Origin of the sequence: Caballeronia sp. LZ003 (assembly GCF_031451465.1) — a bacterium.
GTDB lineage: Bacteria > Pseudomonadota > Gammaproteobacteria > Burkholderiales > Burkholderiaceae > Caballeronia.
The window spans coordinates 132840-153061 of the sequence record NZ_JARUXJ010000002.1; the positions used below are offsets into that span (position 1 = coordinate 132840).

Here is a 20222-nt window from a genome sequence, read left to right on the forward strand (position 1 = left end):
CCGCAATGAACCAGTTTGCCATCCTGTTTGGAGAGCGTTTTACCAACGCACGCGGGTGACTCCGCTAACCGCCTCGCACACAAAAATGCGGACAGGTTCCGACGTATCGATGCGAAACCGTTGAATCAACTGAAGCGCATAGTCGACGATTACGCGCCTGACCAACCACGCGTTGCGCTCAACGAATTGCATCAAGGCAGGAAGCGGGACCGCACTCACGTACTCAACGACCAACCCCGTGGCTCCGTCCCCACCACGTACTCTCCAATCAACAAACACCGCCCGACGCTCACAACCGTCCCAACAACTCCGCCTTCTTCGAAGCGTACTCTTCATCGCTAAGAATTCCTTTAGCGTGCAATTGAGCGAGCTTCTCGATGGTGGCAAATACATCCGACTCTGCCGCCGATGACCGAGCACTCACCGGCGCCTCCTGCACAGGCAAACCCCCGCTTGAGGAGACAACAGGAAGGCTCCCGACATCGACCAAACCGTGCTGGCTTCCAAACGTAAGAGACGCACCGTGCGACTGCTGCTGCGAGAAGCCGCCGATCTCGTGATCGAGCGTGTCGTAAAGCGTCGTCTTTCCGTTCACTTCTATCGCAAGGCGTTTGGCTTGAGAGAAGAACGCGTAGCGCATGCCGTTCTGTGCGCCGGTGCTATTCGGCCAGCCTAGATCGGTGGGCCACCAATTGCCGGAGTTGCTCGTATCGGCGGGAACGAAGAGACTCACCGAGCCGACGGGGCCGGCTGCAGTCTGCTGTCGATGACCATCACCATCGTGATGCTGATGCTGCACGCCCTGGCTCTGCGACTGAAAACTGCCGCTGCGAATCAGGTCGGGCTGACTGGCGATCAGGCCAGAAAGCTCGGAGCACAAGCCGTTCACCTGACCCTTCAGATGGTTGTTGAACAGGTCCGAGACCATGGTCATGCCACCCAGCATCCACTGGCCGGAACCTCCGAACTCAGGGTGGCTGAATTGCGCCATGCCGCCGTTTCCCCGAATCACGGATTCGAGCATGCTCATCACGGCATCGGTGCTGAAGCCGTGTCGCCGGGCAATTTCTCCGATGATTTGCTCGCCAGCCGGAGTCAATTTTTGCATGATGTTCGCTCCCAAGGTTTCCTGTGACCTTATCACGCGGGAGAGTCGGGCGTGGTTTGCGCTGGCTTCAACCTCTTGCGACCAAAGCGGTGCCGCGCATGACTAAAAGTGCCGCTACTTCCGGTGGCATCGCGGCGAAATGCAACTACCGGTCTACCCCGTTTGCACACAACAAGCGACGCGCGCCTAAAACGTCCGGCCCTCCACCAAATGCGTCTTCACGCCATTGAGCACGTAGTCGCCCACGACCTTCGCCTTATGATGCAGGGGGTTATGGCTGAAGATCGTGCGCAGATTGCGCCAGTGCCGATCGAAGTTATGCTTGCGCGAAGTCGCGGACGCGCCGCCCGCATCGAAGAGACGCTCGCCCGCCTGCAAGGCCAGCTTGCCGACGATGATCTGCGTGCGCGCCGTGGCGAGCGCGCTTTGCAGCACGAGTTCATCCGCGGCCGGATCGGCATTGCGGATGGCGTTCGACGACACATCGAGCGTGCGCGCGTTGTCCCGCACCAGCACATCGATCGTGTGACTCAACGCCGATAGTTCGCCCACCACCTGCTGAATGAACACGTCCTCGCGGGCCGTGGCCGCGGTGGAGTGCATGACCGGCCGCCCATGTCCCGTGACATAGCCGCGCGCATCGGACACGACATTGCGCACGATCCCCGCCGCCACCGCGACGAGGTGCAACTGCCGATACGCGCCGCCGTGCCGGCCGACGAGCGACGGATAGCCTTTCTCGATCACTTCGCTTGCGTCCACCTTCACGTTGTCGAACACCACGCTGCCGCTTGCCGTCATGCGCTGACCCATGCCGTCCCAGTCGTCGAGCACTTCGAGTCCTTCCGTGCGTACCGGAATGATGGCCGTCACGCCCTTGCCGTTTTCATCGACCAGATTGGTGCGCACGAAGTCGGCGTACGCCGTGCCGGTCGTGTAGTACTTCTTGCCCGTGACGCGGAAGTGGTCGCCCTCGCGCCGCAATGCCGTTTCGATTTCGCCCGCGCGCGCCGTGCCCTGTTCGCCCGATGCGCCGCCGAACAACCCGCCTTCGACGATACGGCGCACTTGCCGTTCGTGAAACGGCGTGTGCGGTGCAAGACGCATGGATTCGGCGACATCGAAATGCACGCGCAACGCATGCGCGACGTTCGACTCGGCCGCCGCGAGCGTCGTGACGACGTGAATAGCGTCTTCGAGCGAGCCGCCCAGGCCGCCGCGTTCGGCGGGTATGCGCAACGCGCCGAGGCCCGAACGGCGGAACGCGTCGAAGGCCGCGAACGGCAGTTCCCGGCGCAGCTCGCGCTGGGCGGCATCGGCGCCGATTTCGTCGGCGAGTGCGGGCAGGGCGGCGAGTGCGTCGGAGAGTCGTCTGGAAGTGCTCATGGTGAAGTCGTGGAAGGTGTTAGCGGCGAAACGCGGCGCCGGGATGACGCGCGTTCAGGAAGCTGCTTTGCCCGCCGAGCTTCTCGCGCAGGCTGCCCGGCGCATAGCGCGTCTTGTAGCGGCCGCGCGCCTGCAACTCGGGGACGATCAATTCCGCGAAGTCCTCGTAGGCTTCCGGCGTCACGGCATAGCTCAGATTGAAGCCGTCGATATCGGTTTCATCGACCCAGCCTTCGAGTGCATCCGCCACTTCGTCCGGTGCGCCGATGAACACCGGACCGCGTCCGCCGATGGCGTTATGCAACGCGAGTTCGCGCACAGTCCAAACGCGTTCCGGATCGAGCCGTGTGAAGCCTTCAAGCGCCGAGGACGTGCCCGCATCGAGCTGCATGTAGCGGATCGGCTCGTCGGGGTCGTAAGTCGAGAAGTCGATGCCCGTCCAGCCGGAAAACATCGCCAGCGCGGCTTCGGGCGTCACGTAGCGGCGATAATCCTCGTATTTGTCGCGCGCCTCGCGCGAGGTGCGGCCGGTGACGATGGTCGCCATCGTGAAGAACTGAATGTCGCGGCCGTCGCGTCCCGCCTTGTCCGCTTCCGCACGCGTGCCCGACACCACGGGCGTCAGCACCTTCTTGCTCGGCCCGCTCAGATAGATGCCTTCGGCGTGACGTCCCGCGAAGCGCTGCCCGCGCGCCGACGATCCCGCCTGGAACAGCACCGGCGTGCGCTGCGGCGAAGGCTCGGTCATGTGGATGCCCTGCACCTTGAAGTACTTGCCGTGATGATCGACGCGATGCACCTTCGACGGATCGGCGAAGATGCCGGTGTCGCGGTCGCGCACGCTCGCGCCGTCTTCCCAGCTGCTTTCCCATAGCTTGTAGACGACATCCATATACTCGTCGGCGATATCATAGCGCTCGTCGCGCGAGGCGACGCCGTCCTTGCCGAGCACTCTCACGCTACTCTGTGCGAAGCCCGTGACGATGTTCCAGCCGATGCGTCCGCGCGTCAGGTGATCGAGCGTGGACATGCGGCGCGCGAACACATACGGCGGCTCGTGATTGGCGTTGCTCGTGACGCACAGGCCGAGATCGCGCGTGGCGTAGGCCATCGCGGAGAGCGACATGATCGGGTCCTGCTTCGGCACCTGCGCTCCGTGACGCAAGGCCGTATCGATGTTGCCGCCGTGCACGTCGTTCACGCCGATGCTGTCGGCCATGAAGAGCGAATCGATCAGCCCGCGCTCCAGCGTCTTCGCCAGATCGACCCAGTAATCGAGCGTGTTGTATTCGAGCGAGCGGTCGCGCGGATGCCGCCACATGCCTGGCGAATGATGCACGGGGCTGTGCAAGGCGAATGCATTGACGCGGATTTCCTTCTTGATGTGCTGTGCGTCGTGGCTCATAGGAAAGGCTTGTCACCGTTGATCGTTACGCGAAAACCCGAGCGCACTTCCGGGTAGTAATCCCACACGGCGAGATGCTGAACCGCGCGGTTGTCCCAGAAGGCGATGGAATGCGGCTGCCAGCGAAAGCGCACCTGGAACTCGGGCGCGGCGAAGCGTGCATAGAGCAGGCGCAGAATGCCTTCGCTCTCCGCCTCGGACACGCCATCGATGTGCGTCGTGAAGTTCGAATTGACGAATACGCCACGACGTCCCGTTTCCGGATGCGTGCGTATCACCGGATGCGATGCCTTCGGAAAGCGCTTGCCCGTGTCGTCGATACCGCGCAGGCGATTGCGCTGCCGATAAGTCGGCTCGCCATCGTGCGTGGCGGTCAGTCCTTCGAGATAGGATCGAAAGCCGGGCGACAGCGATTCATACACCGCGTAGGAACTGGAAAAGAGCGTGTCGCCGCCATGCGATGGCAGCGTATGCAGATGCAGGATGCTGCCCATCGGCGGCGCCTCGTCGCAAGACACGTCCGAGTGCCAGTGGTCACCCGCGACGCGTTTGCTGCCGGCATCTGCGTGGATCGTCAGGATCTCCGGGTAACCTTCGGGACCGGGACTATTCGGATGCACGTGCAACGTGCCGAAATGCCGGCCGAGCGCGAGATGCTGGTCCAGAGTGATCGGCTGATCGCGAAAGAAGATCACCTGATGCGCGAGCAGCGCGCGGCGCACGTCGGCCACCTGCTGCGTGGAAAGCGGCTGCGTCAGGTCGATGCCGCCAATCTGCGCGCCAATATGACGCGTGAGCGGCTCGACGGTGATGGTCTCGTATGCGGTATCAAGCATGGCTTTCGTCCTCGATGGGCGAAACGCTGTGAGCGCTTCGGAACGATGCGGCGGGATGCGGCGCGGCAAGGTGCGCCGCGCCCTCGCCATAGAGTTTTTCGCGCAAGGTGCCTGCGCGATAGGCCGGTTTATAGACGCCGCGACGTCGCAGTTCGGGCACGACGAGATCGACGAAATCTTCGTGCGTGCCGGGCAACAGCGCGTGACTGAGATTGAAGCCGTCGATGCCGGTTTGCGCCATCCAGGTTTCGAGTGCATCGGCGACTTCGGTGGGCGAACCGATGAACACCGGTCCCTTGCCGCCAATGGCATTGAAAATCGCGAGTTCGCCTATGGTCCACACGCGCCCGGGATCGGCCACGGTGAATGCTTCTATCGCCGACTGCATGCCCTCGCTCTTCACGTAGCGCAACGGATCGTCGGGGCTGTACTTCGACAGGTCGATACCGCTCCAGCGCGAGAACAATGCAAGCGCGCCTTCCAGACTCACGTGGCGCTGAATGTCCTGCCACTTCGCCTGCGCCTCTTCGGCGGTCGGCGCGACGATCACGGTGGCAAGCGCGAAGAACAACACCGAAGCGGGATCGCGGCCGAGCGCGGCGGCCCGTGCGCGCACATCGGCGACATCGCGCGCGACCAGATGCGCGGTCGGCGAGCTCAGGAACACGCATTCGGCATGACGCGCGGCGAAGTCCTTGCCGCGACCGGACGTGCCTGCCTGATACAAAAGCGGTGTGCGTTGCGGGGAAGGCTCCGAGTAATGCGTGCCCTGCATCGAGAAGAATCTTCCTTCATGGCGAATCTCGTGAACGCGCGCCGGATCGGCGAAAACGCGGGTCTCGGTATCGCGTACCGCCGCGCCGTCTTCCCAGCTTTCTTCCCACAGGCGGTACACGATCTCCATGTATTCGTCGGCGAGATCGTAACGCTCGTCGTGCGGCCGCGCGCCGTCCTGTCCTATCGCCCGCGCGCCGCTCTGCCCGAAACTCGTCACGATGTTCCAGCCAATGCGCCCGCGCGTCAGATGATCGAGCGTGGACATGCGCCGCGCGAAGAGGAACGGGGCTTCGTAGCTCACGCTGCTCGTCACCGCGAAGCCGAGATGCTCGGTGACCTGCGCCATCGCGGAAACCAGCAAGAGCGGATCGAGGCGCGGGAACTGCAGGCCCCAGCGCACGCCCGCGGCGTTCGAGCCGCCATAGACGTCGTACTGGCTGATGCCATCGGCGAAGAAGAGCGCGTCGTAGCCACCGCGTTCCGCCGTCTTCGCGAGATCAGTCCAGAGCGAGAGCGAGTTGTAGTCGAGCGCGTGGTCGCGCGGATGCGCCCATAGCCCAGGCGAAAGGTGCGTCGGCGCGAAGGCCAGAAACGCGTTGATGCGGATTTCCTTCGACATGGCGTGCGTCCTATGTCTGCTTCGATGCGATGGGAAAATGACACATCACGCGATGCGTCGCGGACAACTGATAATCGGGCGGCGCTTCCGTGCGGCAGACGTCGCGCACAGCGGGGCAGCGCGTATGAAAGACACAGCCGGAAGGCGGCGCTAACGGCGATGGAATCTCGCCACCAATAGGCTCGACAGCGAACGAATCCGGCGCGGACGCGGCGATCAGCGCATGCGTGTACGGATGCGCCGCGCGCTCGACGATATCCTCGCGCGTGCCTCGTTCCATGAAGCGTCCGAGATAGAGCACGCCGATATGGCTGCTCATGAACGCGACCACGGCGAGGTCGTGCGAAATCAGCAGATAGGACAGGCCGAGCGCATCCTGCAGGTCTTTCAGCAGGTTGAGCACTTGCGCCTGAATGGACACATCGAGCGCGGAAACCGGCTCGTCCAGCACGAGAATCTCCGGTTCCAGCACGAGCGCGCGCGCAATGGCCACGCGCTGACGCTGGCCGCCGCTCAACTCGCCGGGGCGCCGCCGTTTGAATTCCGCAGGCAGGCCGACTTGCGCGAGGAGTTCGTCGAGACGCTTGTCGAGTACCGCGCGAGCAAGCCCGCTGCGCTGAATACGCAGCGGTTCCAGCACGATGTCGCTGATCGTCATGTGCGGATCGAGCGAGCCGAACGGGTCTTGCAAGACGGCTTGCACGGCGCGTTGCCGCCAGCGGACGTCCTTCGCCTGCGTGTGCTTACCGAAGACGCGTTCGCCGAAGAAGACGTTGCCCTGGCTTGCATCGTCCGCGCCGAGGATGATCTTCGCCAGCGTGGACTTGCCCGATCCCGATTCGCCGACGAGTCCGAAAGTGCCGCCAAGCGGCAGTACGAACGATGCGTCTTCCACGGCGCGCAGCATCTTCGGACGCGCGAAAAGTCCGCCGCGCACCGGGAACCTTTTGGCGACGCGCGCCACTTCTATCGCTGAGACTTGCGTGTCGGAAGCGCTCATGTCGTGGCCGTCGCAAGAAGAGGATGCGCGGTGACGTCGTACTCTTGCGGATGCCAGCACGCGACTTCGCGGCCGGCATCGAGCGAGTGCGTCGCGGGATAAGTGCTCAGGCAATCGGCTTGCGCGCGCGGGCAACGCGGCGCGAAGCGGCAACCTTCTGCAATGCTGCCAGGCAAGGGCGGATGTCCGGGAATCACCGTCAGCCGATGCTGCAAGCTGAACAGTCGCGGCACCGCGCCGAGCAGCCCTTTCGTATAAGGATGGCGCGGCCGCGCGAACACTTCTTCCACCGGACCCTGCTCGATGATGCGCCCCGCATACATCACCGCGACGTCGTCGCAATAGCCGCGCACGAGATGCAGATCGTGTGTGACGAGCACGATCGCCGTCCCGCGTTCGGCTTGCACCTCGCGCAACAGGTCGAGTATCTGCAGGCGCACGGTGATGTCGAGCGCGGTGGTCGGTTCATCGGCGATTAGAAGGCGCGGATTACACGCGAGATTCATGGCGATTGCCACGCGCTGGCGCATGCCGCCGCTGAACTGATGCGGATAGCTCTTGAGCCGGCTCTCGGGCGCGGGAATGCGTACGCGCCGCAATAATTCGATGGCGCGCGCCTCGCGTTCGGCGCGGCCGGTCACGCCCTCCCGATAACGAAACATCTCCGTGATCTGCCGGCCGATGGTCAGAAGCGGATTGAGCGAGGTCATCGGGTCTTGCAGAATCATGCCGATATCCCGGCCACGCAGCGCGTTCAGTTCGGCGGGTGTCTTGTCGCGCAAGTCGACGCCATCAAGCAGAATGCGGCCCGACTTCAAGCGCACGCCGCGCGGCGGCAAACCAAGCACGGACAAACACGTCACGCTCTTGCCCGAACCCGATTCGCCGACGAGACCCAGCGTGCGGCCCGCGTGCACGGAAAAGCTCACGCCGTCGACGAGTCGCACGCGTCCGTTCGCGCCGGGCGCTTCGACCACGAGATCGTCGATTGCGAGCACGGGCTCGTTGCTCATCGCCAGTCCTCCCCGGCGCGTTCGCCGCGTTGCAGACTCTCGCCGATGCGGTTGCTGCATAGAACCGTCGCAATCAGCACGAGGCCCGGCAGCGCGGAGAGCCACCACGCCGTATCGAGATAGTTGCGGCCCTCGGCGATCATGCCGCCCCACGAAGGATCGGGCGGCTGCACGCCGAGTCCGACGAAGCTCAACGCTGCTTCCATGAAGATGACGAGCCCGATGTCGAGCGTCAGCAAGACGATGAACGTATTGCGCACGTTCGGCAGCAGATGACGCAGGACCACATGAAGTGGCGTGGCGCCGGCCAGTTTCGCGATCAGGATGAAATCGCGTTCGCGTAGACTCAATGCCTCGGCGCGGATGATGCGCGCGAAGCGCCCCCAGTTCGCGAGCGTCACCACGATGACGATGTTGGTCATGCTCGGCCCGCATATGCCGACGATCAGCATGGCGAGGAACACGGGTGGCAGCGCGTACTGGGCATCGACGACACGCATGAGCGCGGCATCGAAACGTCCGCCGACATATGCCGACAAGAGCCCCGCCAGCGCGCCGAAAAAGCCCGCCAGCAGCACCGCGCAGAAGGCGATGGAAAGCGAGATGCGTCCGCCATGGAGTGTGCGCGTGAAGACGTCGCGACCCATCTGATCCGTGCCGAACCAGTGATGCATGCCAGGCGCCTGAAGCGTCGCCGCGAGGTCGATGGCATTGGGATCGACGCGCGTGAGCCACGGCGCGAGCACGGAGCCCGCGACGATCAGCACCAGCACGCCGGCGTTGATCGCGACGCCGCTATCCAGCCATGTCAGGCGGCCCCATGCGTGCTCGCCGCTATTGGAGGGAAAACGCGCGCTCATTGTCGATACCGGATGCGTGGGTCGATGAGCGCATAGAGCACATCGACTGCGAGATTGATCGAGACGAACAGCAGCACGGACACGATCACGGCCGCTTGCACCACCGTGAAATCGAGCGTGCTGATGGCCTCTACCATGAGGCTGCCGAAGCCCGGCCACGAAAACACGGTCTCGATCGCCACTGCGCCGCCTATCAACACGCCGAACTGCGAAGCCGTGAACGCGACAATCGGCAGCGCCGCGTTGCGCAGCGCGTGCGTCACGATCACGACGCGCTCCGGCAAGCCCTTGATGCGTGCCATGCGGATGTAATCGGCTTCGAGCACGCTCAGCATGTTCGCGCGCGTGAGCCGCGCGATGCCCGCCGCCGAATACCACGAGAGCGCGGCGACGGGCAGGATCAGATGACGCCACGAGCCGTGGCCGCCGGTCGGTAGCCAGCCCAATTGCACGGAGAAAAGACGGATGAGCAGCAGCGCGACGAAGAACGGCGGCGCGGCCTGACCGAGTACCGCAAAAAACGACGCCGCCCGATCGAAGAGAGATCCGCGCCGCACCGCCGAGACGACGCCGAGCGTCAACCCGAGCGCGAGCGCCACCGCCAGCGACACGCCCACGAGCAGCAGACTGGATGCAAGCCGGCTGAGCGCCATGGTGAGCGCCGGCGCGCCGAAGTGAAACGAGTTGCCCATGTCGCCGTGGAGGATGCCGCTCAAGAAACGCGCGTACTGCACGGGCACGGGATCGGCAAGACCGAGTTGCTCGCGAAAGAGCTGCCGGTCCGCTTCGGTGGCTTCGGGCGGCATCAGCAAGTAAGCGGGGTCGCCCACCATGCGCACCAGCACGAAGATCAGGACCGACATCAGCCAGACCGTGATCAAGGCCGAGCCCACCCGCCGCAGACCGTAGGCGATCATCTCAGTTCCCCGCCACGGTCGGCGCGGCCCATTGCACCGAGCGGAAGTTCAGGAAGCCGCCGCCTTGCTGCGGTTGCCATTGCAACGTCTTCTTCTTCGCATACACGTAGGTGAATTCGGAGATGAAGAACGCAGCGGCGTCGTCGTGCAGTTCGCGTCCGACCTGCTGGAAGATCTCGCCGCGCTTCTTGGTATCGCTGACGCGTGAGGCATCGGCGAGCAGCGCATCGACCTTCGGGTTCGAATAGTCGGACCAGCTTCCATTCGATGCAAACGCGCCGCCCACCGGATGCACCGGGTCATACAGCGCATTGGTGAACTGACTCAGTGCGAGCGGCCCGGACGTGTGCGTATTGTTCAGGCGCTGGAAGGTGGCATAGGTGAGGCGGTTGAGCTTGACCTTCACGCCCACTTGCCCCCAGTACGCGGCGATCGCTTCGGCCACGCCTTGCGGCATGTCGCCCTGGATGTTGAGCGTGGTCTCGAAGCCCTTCGGATAGCCCGCTTCGGCAAGCAGCGCTTTCGCCTTTGTCGGGTCGTAGGCATACGGCTTGATCGAACGATCCGCGCCGTACGGATAGTAGTTGGAGATCATCGTGCCGAGCGGCTCGCCCACGCCATAGAGCACGCTCTTGATGATGGCTTGCGTATCGAGCGCATAGCTCAGCGCCTGGCGCACCTTGACGTTAGAGAACGGCGAGTTCTTGTCGGTCGTGTAGACGCGCACGTACACCGGCGACGCGACGCGGCTTTCGATCACGTCCAGCCCGCTTTCCTTCTTGAGCCGACCATAGTCGGAGAAGGGCAGCGCGACGGAAATATCCACTTCACCGCGCAGCACCGCATTGACACGGCTCGCGGGCTCGGTGATCGCGCGAAAGATCAGCGTCTTCACGCGGGGTTTTTCGCCCCAGTAGTCGTCGAAGCGCTCCAGAACGAGTTCGCTGCCGCCGGGCGCGAGCGACTTGAACCTGTACGGCCCGAGCGACACCGGCTTCTGCGCGAAGGCATCCGGATTCGGCAGACTCGCGAGATAGTCGGCGGGCACGATATACAGATACCCCGCGATCTTGTTCGCGAAGGCGCCGTCCGGCGCCTTGAGCTTGAAGACGACGGTGAGGTCATCGGGCGTTTCCACCGAGTCGATCACCGGCGCGAAGAACGGACGGCGCGTGCTCTTGCTGCGTGGATCGAGCACATGTTCCAGCGATGCCTTCACGTCGCGCGACGTGAGCGTTGCGCCGTTGTGGAACTTGACGTTGGGACGCAGCTTGTAGGTGAAGACGCGCGCATCGTCGGATACTTTCACGCTCGTGGCGAGACGCGGCACGAGATCGCCCTTCAGGTCGAAGCCATAGAGCGTGTCGTAAATCTGCCATCCGTAGCGCAGCGAATCGCCGCTGACAGCCACGAGTCCGTCGAGGTTGTAGAACTCCTTCTCGACGCCGATCACGACCGTATCGCGATCGACGGCGGGAGCCGTGCTCGCCGCCAGTGAAGGTTCGATGAACGCGCCGGACAAAGCGGCGGCGAAGACCAGTCCGCGAAGGACCGACGAAAACGTGCGCATGGATGGGAGCTAGGTAGGGAGCGTGCAGGTGAGTAAGCAATGATGACGCGCGCCCGGCCTATTGCGAAGCGAGCAAATCGAATATGCATATGAGCCCTGCGCTCGTGAGGTTTTCTGCGCCGGGCATGAACGAAAGTCATGCTCGCTTAATGCGTTTCGCGCAGTTGCTTATCTTCAGAAATTCGAAAGCGCGCACGCGTGCGGCGTTAGCATGTGATTCCTTCATTGCGTCTTCTCGCGTATCGAATCGATGCCTTCCAACTTTCCACGCTTCGGCGTCTGGGCGCTCGTGCACGGCAGCCGCGCGGCGCTGCAGGACCCCGCAGAACCTTATGACGCATCATGGGCGCGCAACAAGGCACTCGTGCTCGAAGCCGAGCGTCTCGGATACGACTCGGTGCTCGTCGCCCAGCACACGATCAATCCGCACGATCCCTCGCTCGATCAGCTCGAAGCGTGGACGGCATCGGCTGCGCTCGCGGCGCTGACCTCGCGCATCGAGATCATCACGGCGATCAAGCCTTATCTCTATCATCCGGTGGTGCTCGCGAAGATGGCGCAGCAGATCGAGCACATCAGCGGCGGGCGCTTTGCCATCAATCTGGTGAATGCGTGGAATCGTCCGGAGCTGGAGCGCGCCGGTATCGGTTTTCCGGAGCATGACGAACGCTATGCCTATGGCCGCGAGTGGATAGCCGTGCTCGACAAGCTCTTGCGCGGCGAGGTCGTGAATCATCATGGCGACAACTTTCGTATCGACGAATACCGCTTGCGTCCCGCCGATCCATTTCGCGCGCGGCCGCGCTTCTATGTCGGCGGCGAATCGGAACCGGCGCGCTCGCTCGTGGCCGCGCATGGAGACGTGTGGTTCATCAACGGCCAGCCGCCTGAAGATGTTGCACGCCTGATCGCCGATGTCGGTGCGCGCGTGCGTCCCGCTGGCGCCGATGCCTTGCGTTTCGGCTTGTCGGCCTTCGTGATCGCGCGTGAGACGCAGGCGCAGGCTGAGGCGCATCTCGACCATCTCTTTGCGTTGGCGGAACTCGACAAGCCGCTGCGCGAACAGCAGAAGGCCAATACCGATCCAAACACGGTCATGCACAAGACCTTCGCGAAGACGGCGCGCGTGGGATCGAACGGCGGCACGGCGGCGGGTCTCGTCGGCGATTACGATACGGTCGCGCGGCGCGTGGCGGACTTTCACCGGGCGGGAATCGAACTCTTCATGCTGCAGTTCCAGCCGTTCGAAATCGATATGCGCGGCTTTGCGGAAGAGGTCGTGCCGCGCGTGCGTCGATTGCTTGCTGCGTAAAACGAAGGGGTAGCGCTTCTGTTTATGCGTAAGGAGCGCTGCGGCGCGCTTTGGCGGACGTGCGCCGCTGGGGCCGCGCAGCGCGCTCCCGCTTGGTGAGCGAGAACGCCGCAGCCCGAGATCAGAAAAACGCGCCCGTCGGCGGCAGTTGTCCGTTCAGCAAGTTCTGGCCAAGCAAGCGCTCCTTGTAGAGCCGCGGATTATGCGACGCGATCACCTTGATGTTGCGCCAGTGCCGGTCGAGAGCGCCCGTGCGCGAGACGACCGAGCCTGATCCCAGATCGATCAGCCACGACGCGATTTGCGGCGCGAGATCGTCGATGACGACCTTCGCTTCGGCCGCCGCGAACGTGGCTGCGAGCGTGGTGTCGTATTCATCGCGCGTGCCATAGCCTTCCGATGCACGCTGCAGCGCCGCGACCGCGTGGTCCGCCGTCGCCTCGACACTCGCCGCATAAGCACGGATGCGCCCGAGCAGGGTCTGCAACACCGGTTCGTCTGCCGGATGCGCGGCCTCGCCATGATAGAAGTTGCGGCCGCGCGAACGAAGCACCTCGACGGCATCCAGCGCCACGCGCCGCACGATGCCCGCGATGCAGTTGGTCAGATAAACCTGATGGAAGGTGTATCCCCAAGGCGCGGCTTCATCCGACCTTGGCGGGTCAGTCGGATAGACATGCGCGGCCGGCACCATCACGGCGCGAAACCTGGCCGTGCCCGAACCTGTCAAGCGCTGGCCGAAGCCTTGCCAGTCGTCGGCGTTGTCCACGCCTTCGCCGCGATCGAGCACGTATTGCACGTTGCGACCCGCGCGACTTTCCACGGCAAGGCCGATGAAGGCATCGTTGTAGAGGTTGCCCGTGGCATAAACCTTGTCGCCGGAGCCGACGTAGACATCGCGGCTTGCGTCCCATTCCAAACGACTCAGGACCTGCGTCGGTCGCGCGCCAGCGGCAGTCACATCGGTCTGCGTGAAGCTCAATCCGACGGTCTTGTTCTGCCTTGCGAGGTCGAGAACGTGCGCATGAAACGGAAGGTCGCGCCGCCTGAGCGCTGCCTCGATTTGCCAGAGATGGTTACGAAACGCGTGCGCGATGTTCGAATCCGCCGCCGCGACATCACGCGCGACGACGAACAGTTCGCTCAAGGACAAGCCGAGGCCACCCGCATCGACGGGCAGACGCGAGCGGCCGAAGCCCGCCGCCTTGAGCCTTGCGATCTCCTCGTGCGGCAGACGATGCGCAAGCTCGCGTGCAGCCGCAGTCGATGCAATGTCCGCGATGATTTCCGCGAAACCGAGCCTTGCTGACAGCGGCGAGACCAGTTTCGGCGCGGTAGGGTCGATGTTCTTTGTATCAGACATGGGATCGCTCTCGTGCGAAGTTGCGCGACCACGCGTTCGGCAGATTGCGGCCGTGATCGCAGGCCAGTGTGTATCGCATGTTCATGGCTCGCCTCGTCAGACCTTGATGCTGTAGTCGGCCACCTTGATGCGCGAATTGATGATCTTGCGTTCCGCGAGCCAGTCGGCGGCGCGTTGAAGCTGCGCCATAAAGGCAGCGTCATCGGGTTCATGAAATTGATTCACGCGCTTGAGACTCGCCAGATAATCGCGCACCTGATCGGGATATTTCGCTTCACCCTGCACGAGTTTTTCGGATTCGTTGGAATGACTCGACTGCCATGCGCCTTCGACGTAATACGCGTCGATGACCGCGCGAATCAGCTCGGAGTTTTCCTCGGTGAACTTGCGGCGCGTCACGAGCGAGCTGTAGTCGATCAGAAAATCCAGATCGCGTCCTTCGTTGAAGATGTCCTTTGCGTCGTTGGCGTTGCGCGCAATGTCCACGGCGGGCGACCACATCGACCATGCATCGACCTTGCCTTGCGCGAAGGCGGGCGCTGCGTCGGGTGGATTCAGATAGACGAATTCAACCTTGCCGCGGTCGATGTGATTCTTTTCCAGCGCTGCGATCAACAGAAACTCGCCGAGCCCGGAACGGTTGACCGCGACCTTTCGCCCGGCCAGATCCGCCACCGAATGGATGCCGCTCGTCTTCTTGACGATGATTGCGGTCGAGCGCGGCGAATAGACATCGAACGCATTGAAGACGAGTGGCGAGCCTGCGAGCATCGACGCAAGCGCGGGTGTCGTCGAGCCCCAGAAGCCGAAGTCCGCGCTGCCGCCGACCACGGCCTGTAGCGAGGGCGCGTGATTCGGAAACGGACCGATCCATTCGACCTTGATGTTCTTGGCCGCGAGCGTCTTTTCGAACACGCCCCGTTGCCGCGCGATATCGGGGAGACTGCCGTAACCCCAACCTATGCGCACCGTGTCCGTGTTGCGCGTCAGCTTGCGCGGTTCGGCGGCGCGCGCGGGAATCAGGCTGCTTGCGGCGACGCCGGCCACGAGGCCGCCTGCCGCACGCAACCACTGGCGGCGGTTCAGCGAGGATTCGATCATTCTTGTTGGTACCTTTCGAGTTTTGCAGGAAACGATTGGTGGATCAGTGAGACTGGACGCCCAGTTCATCGAGCAGAATCGGCCGCAATTGCAGCGGCGCGTGATCGCCGGGCCGAAACGATGCAGCGATGCGACCCGCGCGCATCACGAGGATTCGGTCGGCGAGCGTGAGCGCTTCATCGACGTCATGCGTCACGATCAGCACGCCCGGCAGATGACGCGCGACGAGTTCCTTGACGAGCCCGTGCATCTTGATGCGCGTGAGCGCGTCGAGCGCCGCGAATGGTTCATCGAGCAACAGGAGCGCGGGGTCGCGAACCAAAGCGCGCGCGAGCGCCACGCGTTGCGCCTGACCGCCGGAAAGATTCCGAGGCCAGTCATCTTCACGGCCCGAAAGTCCGACTTCGCCCAGCGCGCGCGCGGCGCCCGTGCGTCCTACCGTGCTTTCATGGCCGAGCGCGACGTTCTCCCACAACGTCGCCCAAGGCAGCAGCCGATGCTCCTGAAACACGACGGACGGCCGCTCGGGCGCGCGAATCTCGCCGGCATCCGGCCGGTCGAGCCCAGCGAGCGCGCGCAAGAGCGTCGTCTTTCCGCAGCCGCTTTCGCCTAACAACGCGACGAATTCGCCTTTGCGTATATCGAGGTCGAGTGCATCGATGACGACGCGCTTGCCATAGCGCCGCTGCAGACCTCGCACCGATACGGCAAGGGACGCGTGGCTCACGCGTTCGGCGGCGCGCGCGCGGATGTCGGAGTCGCGCGACAGGGCGATGCTCTCGGTCACTGGGTTGCTCCTTTGGCGTAGTTCGCGTGCCACGACAAGAAATGCGCTTCGAGCAGACGCACCAACGCGTCCGCCACCACGCCGATGACCGCGTAGATGACGATGGTCAGCACGATGACATTGGTTTGCAGGAATTCGCGGGCGTCCATGGCGAGGAAGCCGATTCCCTTGGTCGTCGCGAGCGTCTCGGCAATGACGAGCGCGAGCCACGCGTGAGCGAGCGCATAGCGCACGCCCGTGAGGATCGACGGCATGGCGCCGGGAAGAATGATCCGTCGCACGATCGCGGTCCAGTCGAGGCCGATCACCTTGGCGAGTTCCATCAGCTTGGGATCGATCTGACGGATGCCGAGCATGGTGTTGATATAGATGGGAAACAGCACGGCGAGCGCGACCAGAAAGATCTTCGCGACTTCGCCGACACCGAACCACACGATCACGAGCGGCAGCATGGCAAGGAAGGGAATGGCGCGCACCATCTGAATGGAGCGATCGAGAAGCGCTTGCGCGAGCGGCGAAAACCCGACTGCGATTCCGAGCACGAGACCAACCGTCCCGCCAATAACGAAGCCCGTGACGGCGCGCAGAAGCGACACACCGAGGTGAACGAAGAGATCGCCGGAGCGCATCAGACCGAGCGCGGTTTCAAGAACGCTGCTGGGCGCCGGAAGCACTTGCGGCGTGATGAGTCCTGCGCGTGTTGCCGCTTCCCAGATCACCACGACACATGCGGGGACCAGCCACGAAAGCAGCTTGTAGAACGTGCCTTTCGACACGCCGAAGCGTTGCCGTTTCGATGCGACATAGCTGTTGCGAGTGGATGTCAGGTCCGCCATGTCGGTTCCATGAAATGCCGTGAAAGAGGTGCTTGAGCGGCGACGCACTTGGCGCCAAGCGAGCCTGTTATTAAAAGCCGCGCGGCATTGCAATGACAAACGGTTTTTTCTGCTTTGCTTTTCAGGGTCTGGGTGGGGATGTTGTGAGGTCGTGTTCGTCGATGACTGGAATGCAGTTGCCCCGTTGTAGCGAACGATGCATTCCCGCCGTCCGCGATACCATTGCGAGGCAGACAATGGAACTTGGGCAGATGCGTTTACTACAGCCGCACCGGCTTGCCAATGAAGCATGAGCCGCCATGGAGACAGCAATGATAGTCAGCAATCAGCAGGAAGTGACCGAAGCCGTGCTTGCCGAACTGAGCCGCGCGCCGGATGCGCGCTTTCGCGAAATCATGTCGGCGGCGGTGTGTCATCTGCACGGCTTCGCGCGCGAGGCGCGGCTGTCCGAGCCGGAGTTTCATCAGGCATGCGCGGTCATCGCGAAGCTCGGGCAGTTGACCACCGAATCGCATAACGAAGTCGTGTTGATCGCCGGATCGCTTGGGCTGTCCGCGCTCGTGTGCCTGCTCAACAACGGCGATCGCGGTCAGACCGATACGACCGCGAACCTCATGGGCCCGTTCTGGCGCATGGACTCGCCGCCCACTGAAAGCGGCGGCAGCATCGTGCGCTCGCCGACGCCGGGCGCGCCTATCTTTGTCAACGCTTGGGTGCGCGATTCGAGCGGGCGTGCGGTGGAAGGCGCCGAGGTGGACGTGTGGCATACATCGGCGGATGGTTACTACGAGAATCAGGACCCCGCGCAGGCGGATATGAATCTACGCGGCAAGTTCACTACCGATGCCAACGGCCACATCGCGTTTCGCAGCGTGAAGCCGGCGGGCTATCCCATTCCGCTGTCGGGCCCGGTCGGCGCGCTGCTACGCGCGCAAGGCCGGCACAACATGCGGCCTGCGCATATCCATTTCATGATCTACAAGCCGGGCTTCAAGACACAGTTTTCGCAGGTCTATTCGAGCGATGATCCCAATCTCGAGACCGATGTGCAGTTCGGCGTGACGCGCGCGCTCGTCGGGCAATATGTGCTGCACGACGGCGAGACCGCACCCGGCGCGGACGTTCAAGGGCCGTGGTATTCGCTCGATCATCACTTCGTTATCGAACCCGGCGAAGCCAGGCTACCGAAGCCGCCTATCACTGGCAAGACAACCGGTCCGCGACCCGAGCAAACCGTGCTCGAACGCACCGGACATTGAGGAACCGACATGCCTATCGTACATATTTCCCTCGTCGAAGGACGCGATGAAGCCGCCGTCAAGGCCTGCGTGAAGGCGGTCGCGCGCACGGTCCATGAAACGCTGGGCGCACCGCTCGACACCATCCGCGTGTATGCCACCGCGGTGCCCGCCGCGCATTGGGCCGTCGGCGAACGCACGAAGGACGAGATGCCCGCAAGCCCGAACAAGGCAGAAGAGTCGCGATGACGCCGCGACTGTTCATAGGAAGATGGATGACGCCATGTCGGGGCGACTGAGATCGCCGGCACCACATCGAACGAGATCGCGTGATGCGCATCGACGATAACGGGACCTTCTGGGGGCTTGGCTATGAAGGCCCGCTCAGTGGCGGTCGTGGCCTCGATGGCAAGCCTGTCGACGACATGCGCTAGCGCGCGCGTTCATGCGGCACGCGTGAAAGATGAGCTGAAACAATAAGGCCCACGGCTTTGCGCGATGCGGCAAACCGTGGGCTTTTGTTCAGAGACGCTCAGACATCGGCATGCGTGCTCGTGAAGTTCACATAGCTGTTGTACGTCGGCGTGATCGGCGCACCGTTGATCATGATGCCAAACGTGTGATTGCCGCTGTCGAGCACGTAGTACATGGCCGAGTGAATGTTGTGCGTCTTGCGTGCGTCGTAGAACGATTGCAGGCGAGACTGCACGAAGGTCGCGCGATAAGCATCCGTCTGCTCGGGGTTCGCGTTCCACTCAGTGATCATGAAAGGTACGCCGTAGCGCGCCTTACAGTACTGCGGCAGATCGAAATGCGGGCCCGCGCCGTCAGAGCCGATGTCGAACAGGTCACCATACACTTCGTAGTTGTGCCACGTCGTGATGTCCCAGCGGACCTTCGGATAGCCACTCGTGCCATCCGGCTGGAAGCCGTCCCACAATGCATCCGATGCGCCGATGTCCGCCACGCAAAAGTTGATGCCGCACTTCGCGTCCGGCTGTACTGCTTTCACGCCGGCGATGAGACCGCGCATGACGCCGCGCATGACGGGCCAGTTTGCGTTGTTGAAGTCGGCTACGTCCGTTCCCGCGCGGTTCGAATACAGCACGGTTTGCGAGCGGCGCGTCAACTCATTGCCGCATTCGTACATGGTCACGCCATAAGGCTTGAGCGCGCTCGCAACCGTCAGGCCGGTGTTGTAGGCGTCGGCGTAAGCGGCGGCTTCGCTGCCATACAGCGCGCCTGAAGCATCGGTCAAACCTTGCTGAATCAGGCAAAGCATGCTGATACCCGTTCCGTTGAAGGCCGATGCCAGCTTGGCGACGGCGCTGATCTGCTTCGACGTCGAATTGCAGCCCACCCGATACATGTTGCAGCCCATGCCCTTCAGGATCGCGATGAGTTGCGGAGGGGTGTAGGTGTAGTCGTAATGGCCGTTCATCCCGAAGAACATGCCCGGCGTCGCTGCCATCGCAATGCGCGGGTCACGGCAGATGAGCCATTTGTTCGACCACACGTAGAACTGGCCGCTCGTGTTCTTCTGGTAAATCTTGCCGCCCGACCAGAGGAGCATCGAGACATTGGCGATTGAAACAGCCGTCTTGTTCTTGTACACGATGGCGCCGGTCACCGTCCAAACCGCACCCGTCTTGTCCACGATCGACGTACCGCTCGGGATGGTCGTGCCATCGGCGGAAGGCGTGACTACCGCGGCCTTTGCGGTGGAATCCAGTTGCGTGGAATCGTCGGAAGCCTTGGTTGCCGCTTGCGGTAGATCGCTACCGCCGCCGCCACATGCGGAAAGCATATAGGTCCCGGACAACGCGCTCATGCTAGCCAGAAATTTACGTCGATTAATCATCATTTCGCAGTTCCGCTGGTCTGGCGGAACACTCCTTAAGGTCAGAGATCGATATCAATGTCCTATTAAGTAAGGACGACTAACGAATGAGCCGAGGATGCAGCAGTGTTTGCCTTGCCTACCTGGGATGCTTCAAAGTTGGCCGTTGTAGCAGGGAAAGAGCGAACTTCGTGCAGTAACCACCGGCCTGCCGTGTTGCCCTAACTTCGTTCGACACGCGATGCAAAGCCGCC

The 20222-nt window shown here is 62.9% G+C and carries 18 protein-coding genes; 3 read left to right on the forward strand and 15 right to left on the reverse strand.

Annotation, left to right across the window (positions count from 1 at the left end; genetic code table 11):
* Nucleotides 1-289 precede the first annotated feature (289 nt).
* The 10 genes from QCE79_RS15270 to QCE79_RS15315 all read right to left on the reverse strand — a co-directional run bounded on the left by QCE79_RS15270 (nt 290) and on the right by QCE79_RS15315 (nt 11491).
* Entirely contained in the window at nt 290-1108 is an 819-nt protein-coding gene (locus QCE79_RS15270; RefSeq protein WP_250494597.1) for an SHOCT domain-containing protein, read from the reverse strand.
* 186 nt (nt 1109-1294) lie between these two features.
* Entirely contained in the window at nt 1295-2494 is a 1200-nt protein-coding gene (locus QCE79_RS15275; protein WP_309845596.1) for an acyl-CoA dehydrogenase family protein, read from the reverse strand.
* 19 nt (nt 2495-2513) lie between these two features.
* Entirely contained in the window at nt 2514-3878 is a 1365-nt protein-coding gene (locus tag QCE79_RS15280; RefSeq protein ID WP_404989375.1) for an LLM class flavin-dependent oxidoreductase, read from the reverse strand.
* A 17-nt stretch (nt 3879-3895) separates the two neighbouring features.
* Complete coding sequence (locus QCE79_RS15285) at nt 3896-4735, reverse strand: TauD/TfdA family dioxygenase (protein ID WP_309845600.1); 840 nt, start codon at nt 4733-4735, stop codon at nt 3896-3898.
* A complete protein-coding gene (locus QCE79_RS15290; protein WP_309845602.1) occupies nt 4728-6131 on the reverse strand; it encodes an LLM class flavin-dependent oxidoreductase in 1404 nt (467 codons plus the stop codon). The genes QCE79_RS15285 and QCE79_RS15290 overlap by 8 nt, the downstream gene beginning before the upstream one ends.
* A 10-nt stretch (nt 6132-6141) precedes the next feature.
* Nucleotides 6142-7131: an ABC transporter ATP-binding protein gene (locus QCE79_RS15295; RefSeq protein ID WP_309845605.1), complete on the reverse strand. Its 990-nt coding sequence runs from the start codon at nt 7129-7131 to the stop codon at nt 6142-6144.
* Complete coding sequence (locus tag QCE79_RS15300; RefSeq protein ID WP_309845607.1) at nt 7128-8144, reverse strand: ABC transporter ATP-binding protein; 1017 nt, start codon at nt 8142-8144, stop codon at nt 7128-7130. The genes QCE79_RS15295 and QCE79_RS15300 overlap by 4 nt, the downstream gene beginning before the upstream one ends.
* Nucleotides 8141-9004 carry an ABC transporter permease gene (locus QCE79_RS15305; protein WP_250469418.1) on the reverse strand — a complete coding sequence of 288 codons (864 nt, stop codon included), beginning with the start codon at nt 9002-9004 and terminating at the stop codon, nt 8141-8143. The genes QCE79_RS15300 and QCE79_RS15305 overlap by 4 nt, the downstream gene beginning before the upstream one ends.
* The gene (locus QCE79_RS15310; RefSeq protein ID WP_309845612.1) at nt 9001-9921 is read right to left on the reverse strand and encodes an ABC transporter permease; all 921 of its coding nucleotides are present in this window, start codon (nt 9919-9921) and stop codon (nt 9001-9003) included. The genes QCE79_RS15305 and QCE79_RS15310 overlap by 4 nt, the downstream gene beginning before the upstream one ends.
* Before the next feature lies 1 nt (nt 9922).
* Nucleotides 9923-11491, reverse strand: coding sequence for an ABC transporter substrate-binding protein (locus QCE79_RS15315; RefSeq protein WP_309845614.1), 1569 nt, complete (start codon nt 11489-11491; stop codon nt 9923-9925).
* Nucleotides 11492-11741: 250 nt separating this feature from the next.
* Here QCE79_RS15315 and QCE79_RS15320 point away from each other — a divergent pair, with 250 nt between their 5' ends.
* A complete protein-coding gene (locus QCE79_RS15320) occupies nt 11742-12803 on the forward strand; it encodes an LLM class flavin-dependent oxidoreductase (RefSeq protein WP_250469421.1) in 1062 nt (353 codons plus the stop codon).
* Between the two features lie 121 nt (nt 12804-12924).
* Here QCE79_RS15320 and QCE79_RS15325 read toward each other — a convergent pair whose 3' ends face one another.
* The 4 genes from QCE79_RS15325 to QCE79_RS15340 form a co-directional block, all read right to left on the reverse strand.
* Nucleotides 12925-14166 carry an acyl-CoA dehydrogenase family protein gene (locus QCE79_RS15325; protein ID WP_309845618.1) on the reverse strand — a complete coding sequence of 414 codons (1242 nt, stop codon included), beginning with the start codon at nt 14164-14166 and terminating at the stop codon, nt 12925-12927.
* A 96-nt stretch (nt 14167-14262) separates the two neighbouring features.
* Nucleotides 14263-15267, reverse strand: a complete 1005-nt coding sequence (locus tag QCE79_RS15330) for an NrtA/SsuA/CpmA family ABC transporter substrate-binding protein (protein WP_250511081.1) — start codon at nt 15265-15267, stop codon at nt 14263-14265.
* 43 nt (nt 15268-15310) lie between these two features.
* On the reverse strand, nt 15311-16054 hold the full coding sequence (locus QCE79_RS15335) for an ABC transporter ATP-binding protein (protein ID WP_244830683.1): 744 nt from the start codon (nt 16052-16054) through the stop codon (nt 15311-15313).
* On the reverse strand, nt 16051-16890 hold the full coding sequence (locus QCE79_RS15340; RefSeq protein WP_309845623.1) for an ABC transporter permease subunit: 840 nt from the start codon (nt 16888-16890) through the stop codon (nt 16051-16053). Before QCE79_RS15340 ends, QCE79_RS15335 begins: the two co-directional genes overlap by 4 nt.
* Before the next feature lie 311 nt (nt 16891-17201).
* On the opposite strand from QCE79_RS15340, the gene QCE79_RS15345 reads away from it, so the two are divergent.
* Both QCE79_RS15345 and QCE79_RS15350 read left to right on the forward strand, forming a co-directional pair.
* Nucleotides 17202-18149 (forward strand): dioxygenase, encoded by a 948-nt coding sequence (locus QCE79_RS15345; RefSeq protein ID WP_309845626.1) that lies wholly within the window; start codon nt 17202-17204, stop codon nt 18147-18149.
* A 9-nt stretch (nt 18150-18158) separates the two neighbouring features.
* On the forward strand, nt 18159-18377 hold the full coding sequence (locus tag QCE79_RS15350) for a tautomerase family protein (protein ID WP_244830680.1): 219 nt from the start codon (nt 18159-18161) through the stop codon (nt 18375-18377).
* Between the two features lie 283 nt (nt 18378-18660).
* Here the strand turns inward: QCE79_RS15350 and QCE79_RS15355 are convergent, their stop codons facing one another.
* Nucleotides 18661-19989, reverse strand: a complete 1329-nt coding sequence (locus QCE79_RS15355) for a hypothetical protein (RefSeq protein WP_309846547.1) — start codon at nt 19987-19989, stop codon at nt 18661-18663.
* Nucleotides 19990-20222 lie beyond the last annotated feature (233 nt).

Excerpts from the sequence above, each read along its gene's own strand:
- QCE79_RS15300 (WP_309845607.1), bottom strand. The coding sequence starts at position 8,144 with ATGAGCAACGAGCCCGTGCTCGCAATCGACGATCTCGTGGTCGAAGCG.
- QCE79_RS15325 (WP_309845618.1), bottom strand. The coding sequence starts at position 14,166 with ATGTCTGATACAAAGAACATCGACCCTACCGCGCCGAAACTGGTCTCG.
- QCE79_RS15350 (WP_244830680.1), top strand. The coding sequence starts at position 18,159 with ATGCCTATCGTACATATTTCCCTCGTCGAAGGACGCGATGAAGCCGCC.
- QCE79_RS15355 (WP_309846547.1), bottom strand. The coding sequence starts at position 19,989 with ATGATTAATCGACGTAAATTTCTGGCTAGCATGAGCGCGTTGTCCGGG.
- QCE79_RS15305 (WP_250469418.1), bottom strand. The coding sequence starts at position 9,004 with ATGAGCGCGCGTTTTCCCTCCAATAGCGGCGAGCACGCATGGGGCCGC.
- QCE79_RS15295 (WP_309845605.1), bottom strand. The coding sequence starts at position 7,131 with ATGAGCGCTTCCGACACGCAAGTCTCAGCGATAGAAGTGGCGCGCGTC.
- QCE79_RS15310 (WP_309845612.1), bottom strand. The coding sequence starts at position 9,921 with ATGATCGCCTACGGTCTGCGGCGGGTGGGCTCGGCCTTGATCACGGTC.
- QCE79_RS15340 (WP_309845623.1), bottom strand. The coding sequence starts at position 16,890 with ATGGCGGACCTGACATCCACTCGCAACAGCTATGTCGCATCGAAACGG.
- QCE79_RS15320 (WP_250469421.1), top strand. The coding sequence starts at position 11,742 with ATGCCTTCCAACTTTCCACGCTTCGGCGTCTGGGCGCTCGTGCACGGC.
- QCE79_RS15270 (WP_250494597.1), bottom strand. The coding sequence starts at position 1,108 with ATGCAAAAATTGACTCCGGCTGGCGAGCAAATCATCGGAGAAATTGCC.
- QCE79_RS15330 (WP_250511081.1), bottom strand. The coding sequence starts at position 15,267 with ATGATCGAATCCTCGCTGAACCGCCGCCAGTGGTTGCGTGCGGCAGGC.
- QCE79_RS15315 (WP_309845614.1), bottom strand. The coding sequence starts at position 11,491 with ATGCGCACGTTTTCGTCGGTCCTTCGCGGACTGGTCTTCGCCGCCGCT.
- QCE79_RS15345 (WP_309845626.1), top strand. The coding sequence starts at position 17,202 with ATGATAGTCAGCAATCAGCAGGAAGTGACCGAAGCCGTGCTTGCCGAA.
- QCE79_RS15290 (WP_309845602.1), bottom strand. The coding sequence starts at position 6,131 with ATGTCGAAGGAAATCCGCATCAACGCGTTTCTGGCCTTCGCGCCGACG.
- QCE79_RS15285 (WP_309845600.1), bottom strand. The coding sequence starts at position 4,735 with ATGCTTGATACCGCATACGAGACCATCACCGTCGAGCCGCTCACGCGT.
- QCE79_RS15275 (WP_309845596.1), bottom strand. The coding sequence starts at position 2,494 with ATGAGCACTTCCAGACGACTCTCCGACGCACTCGCCGCCCTGCCCGCA.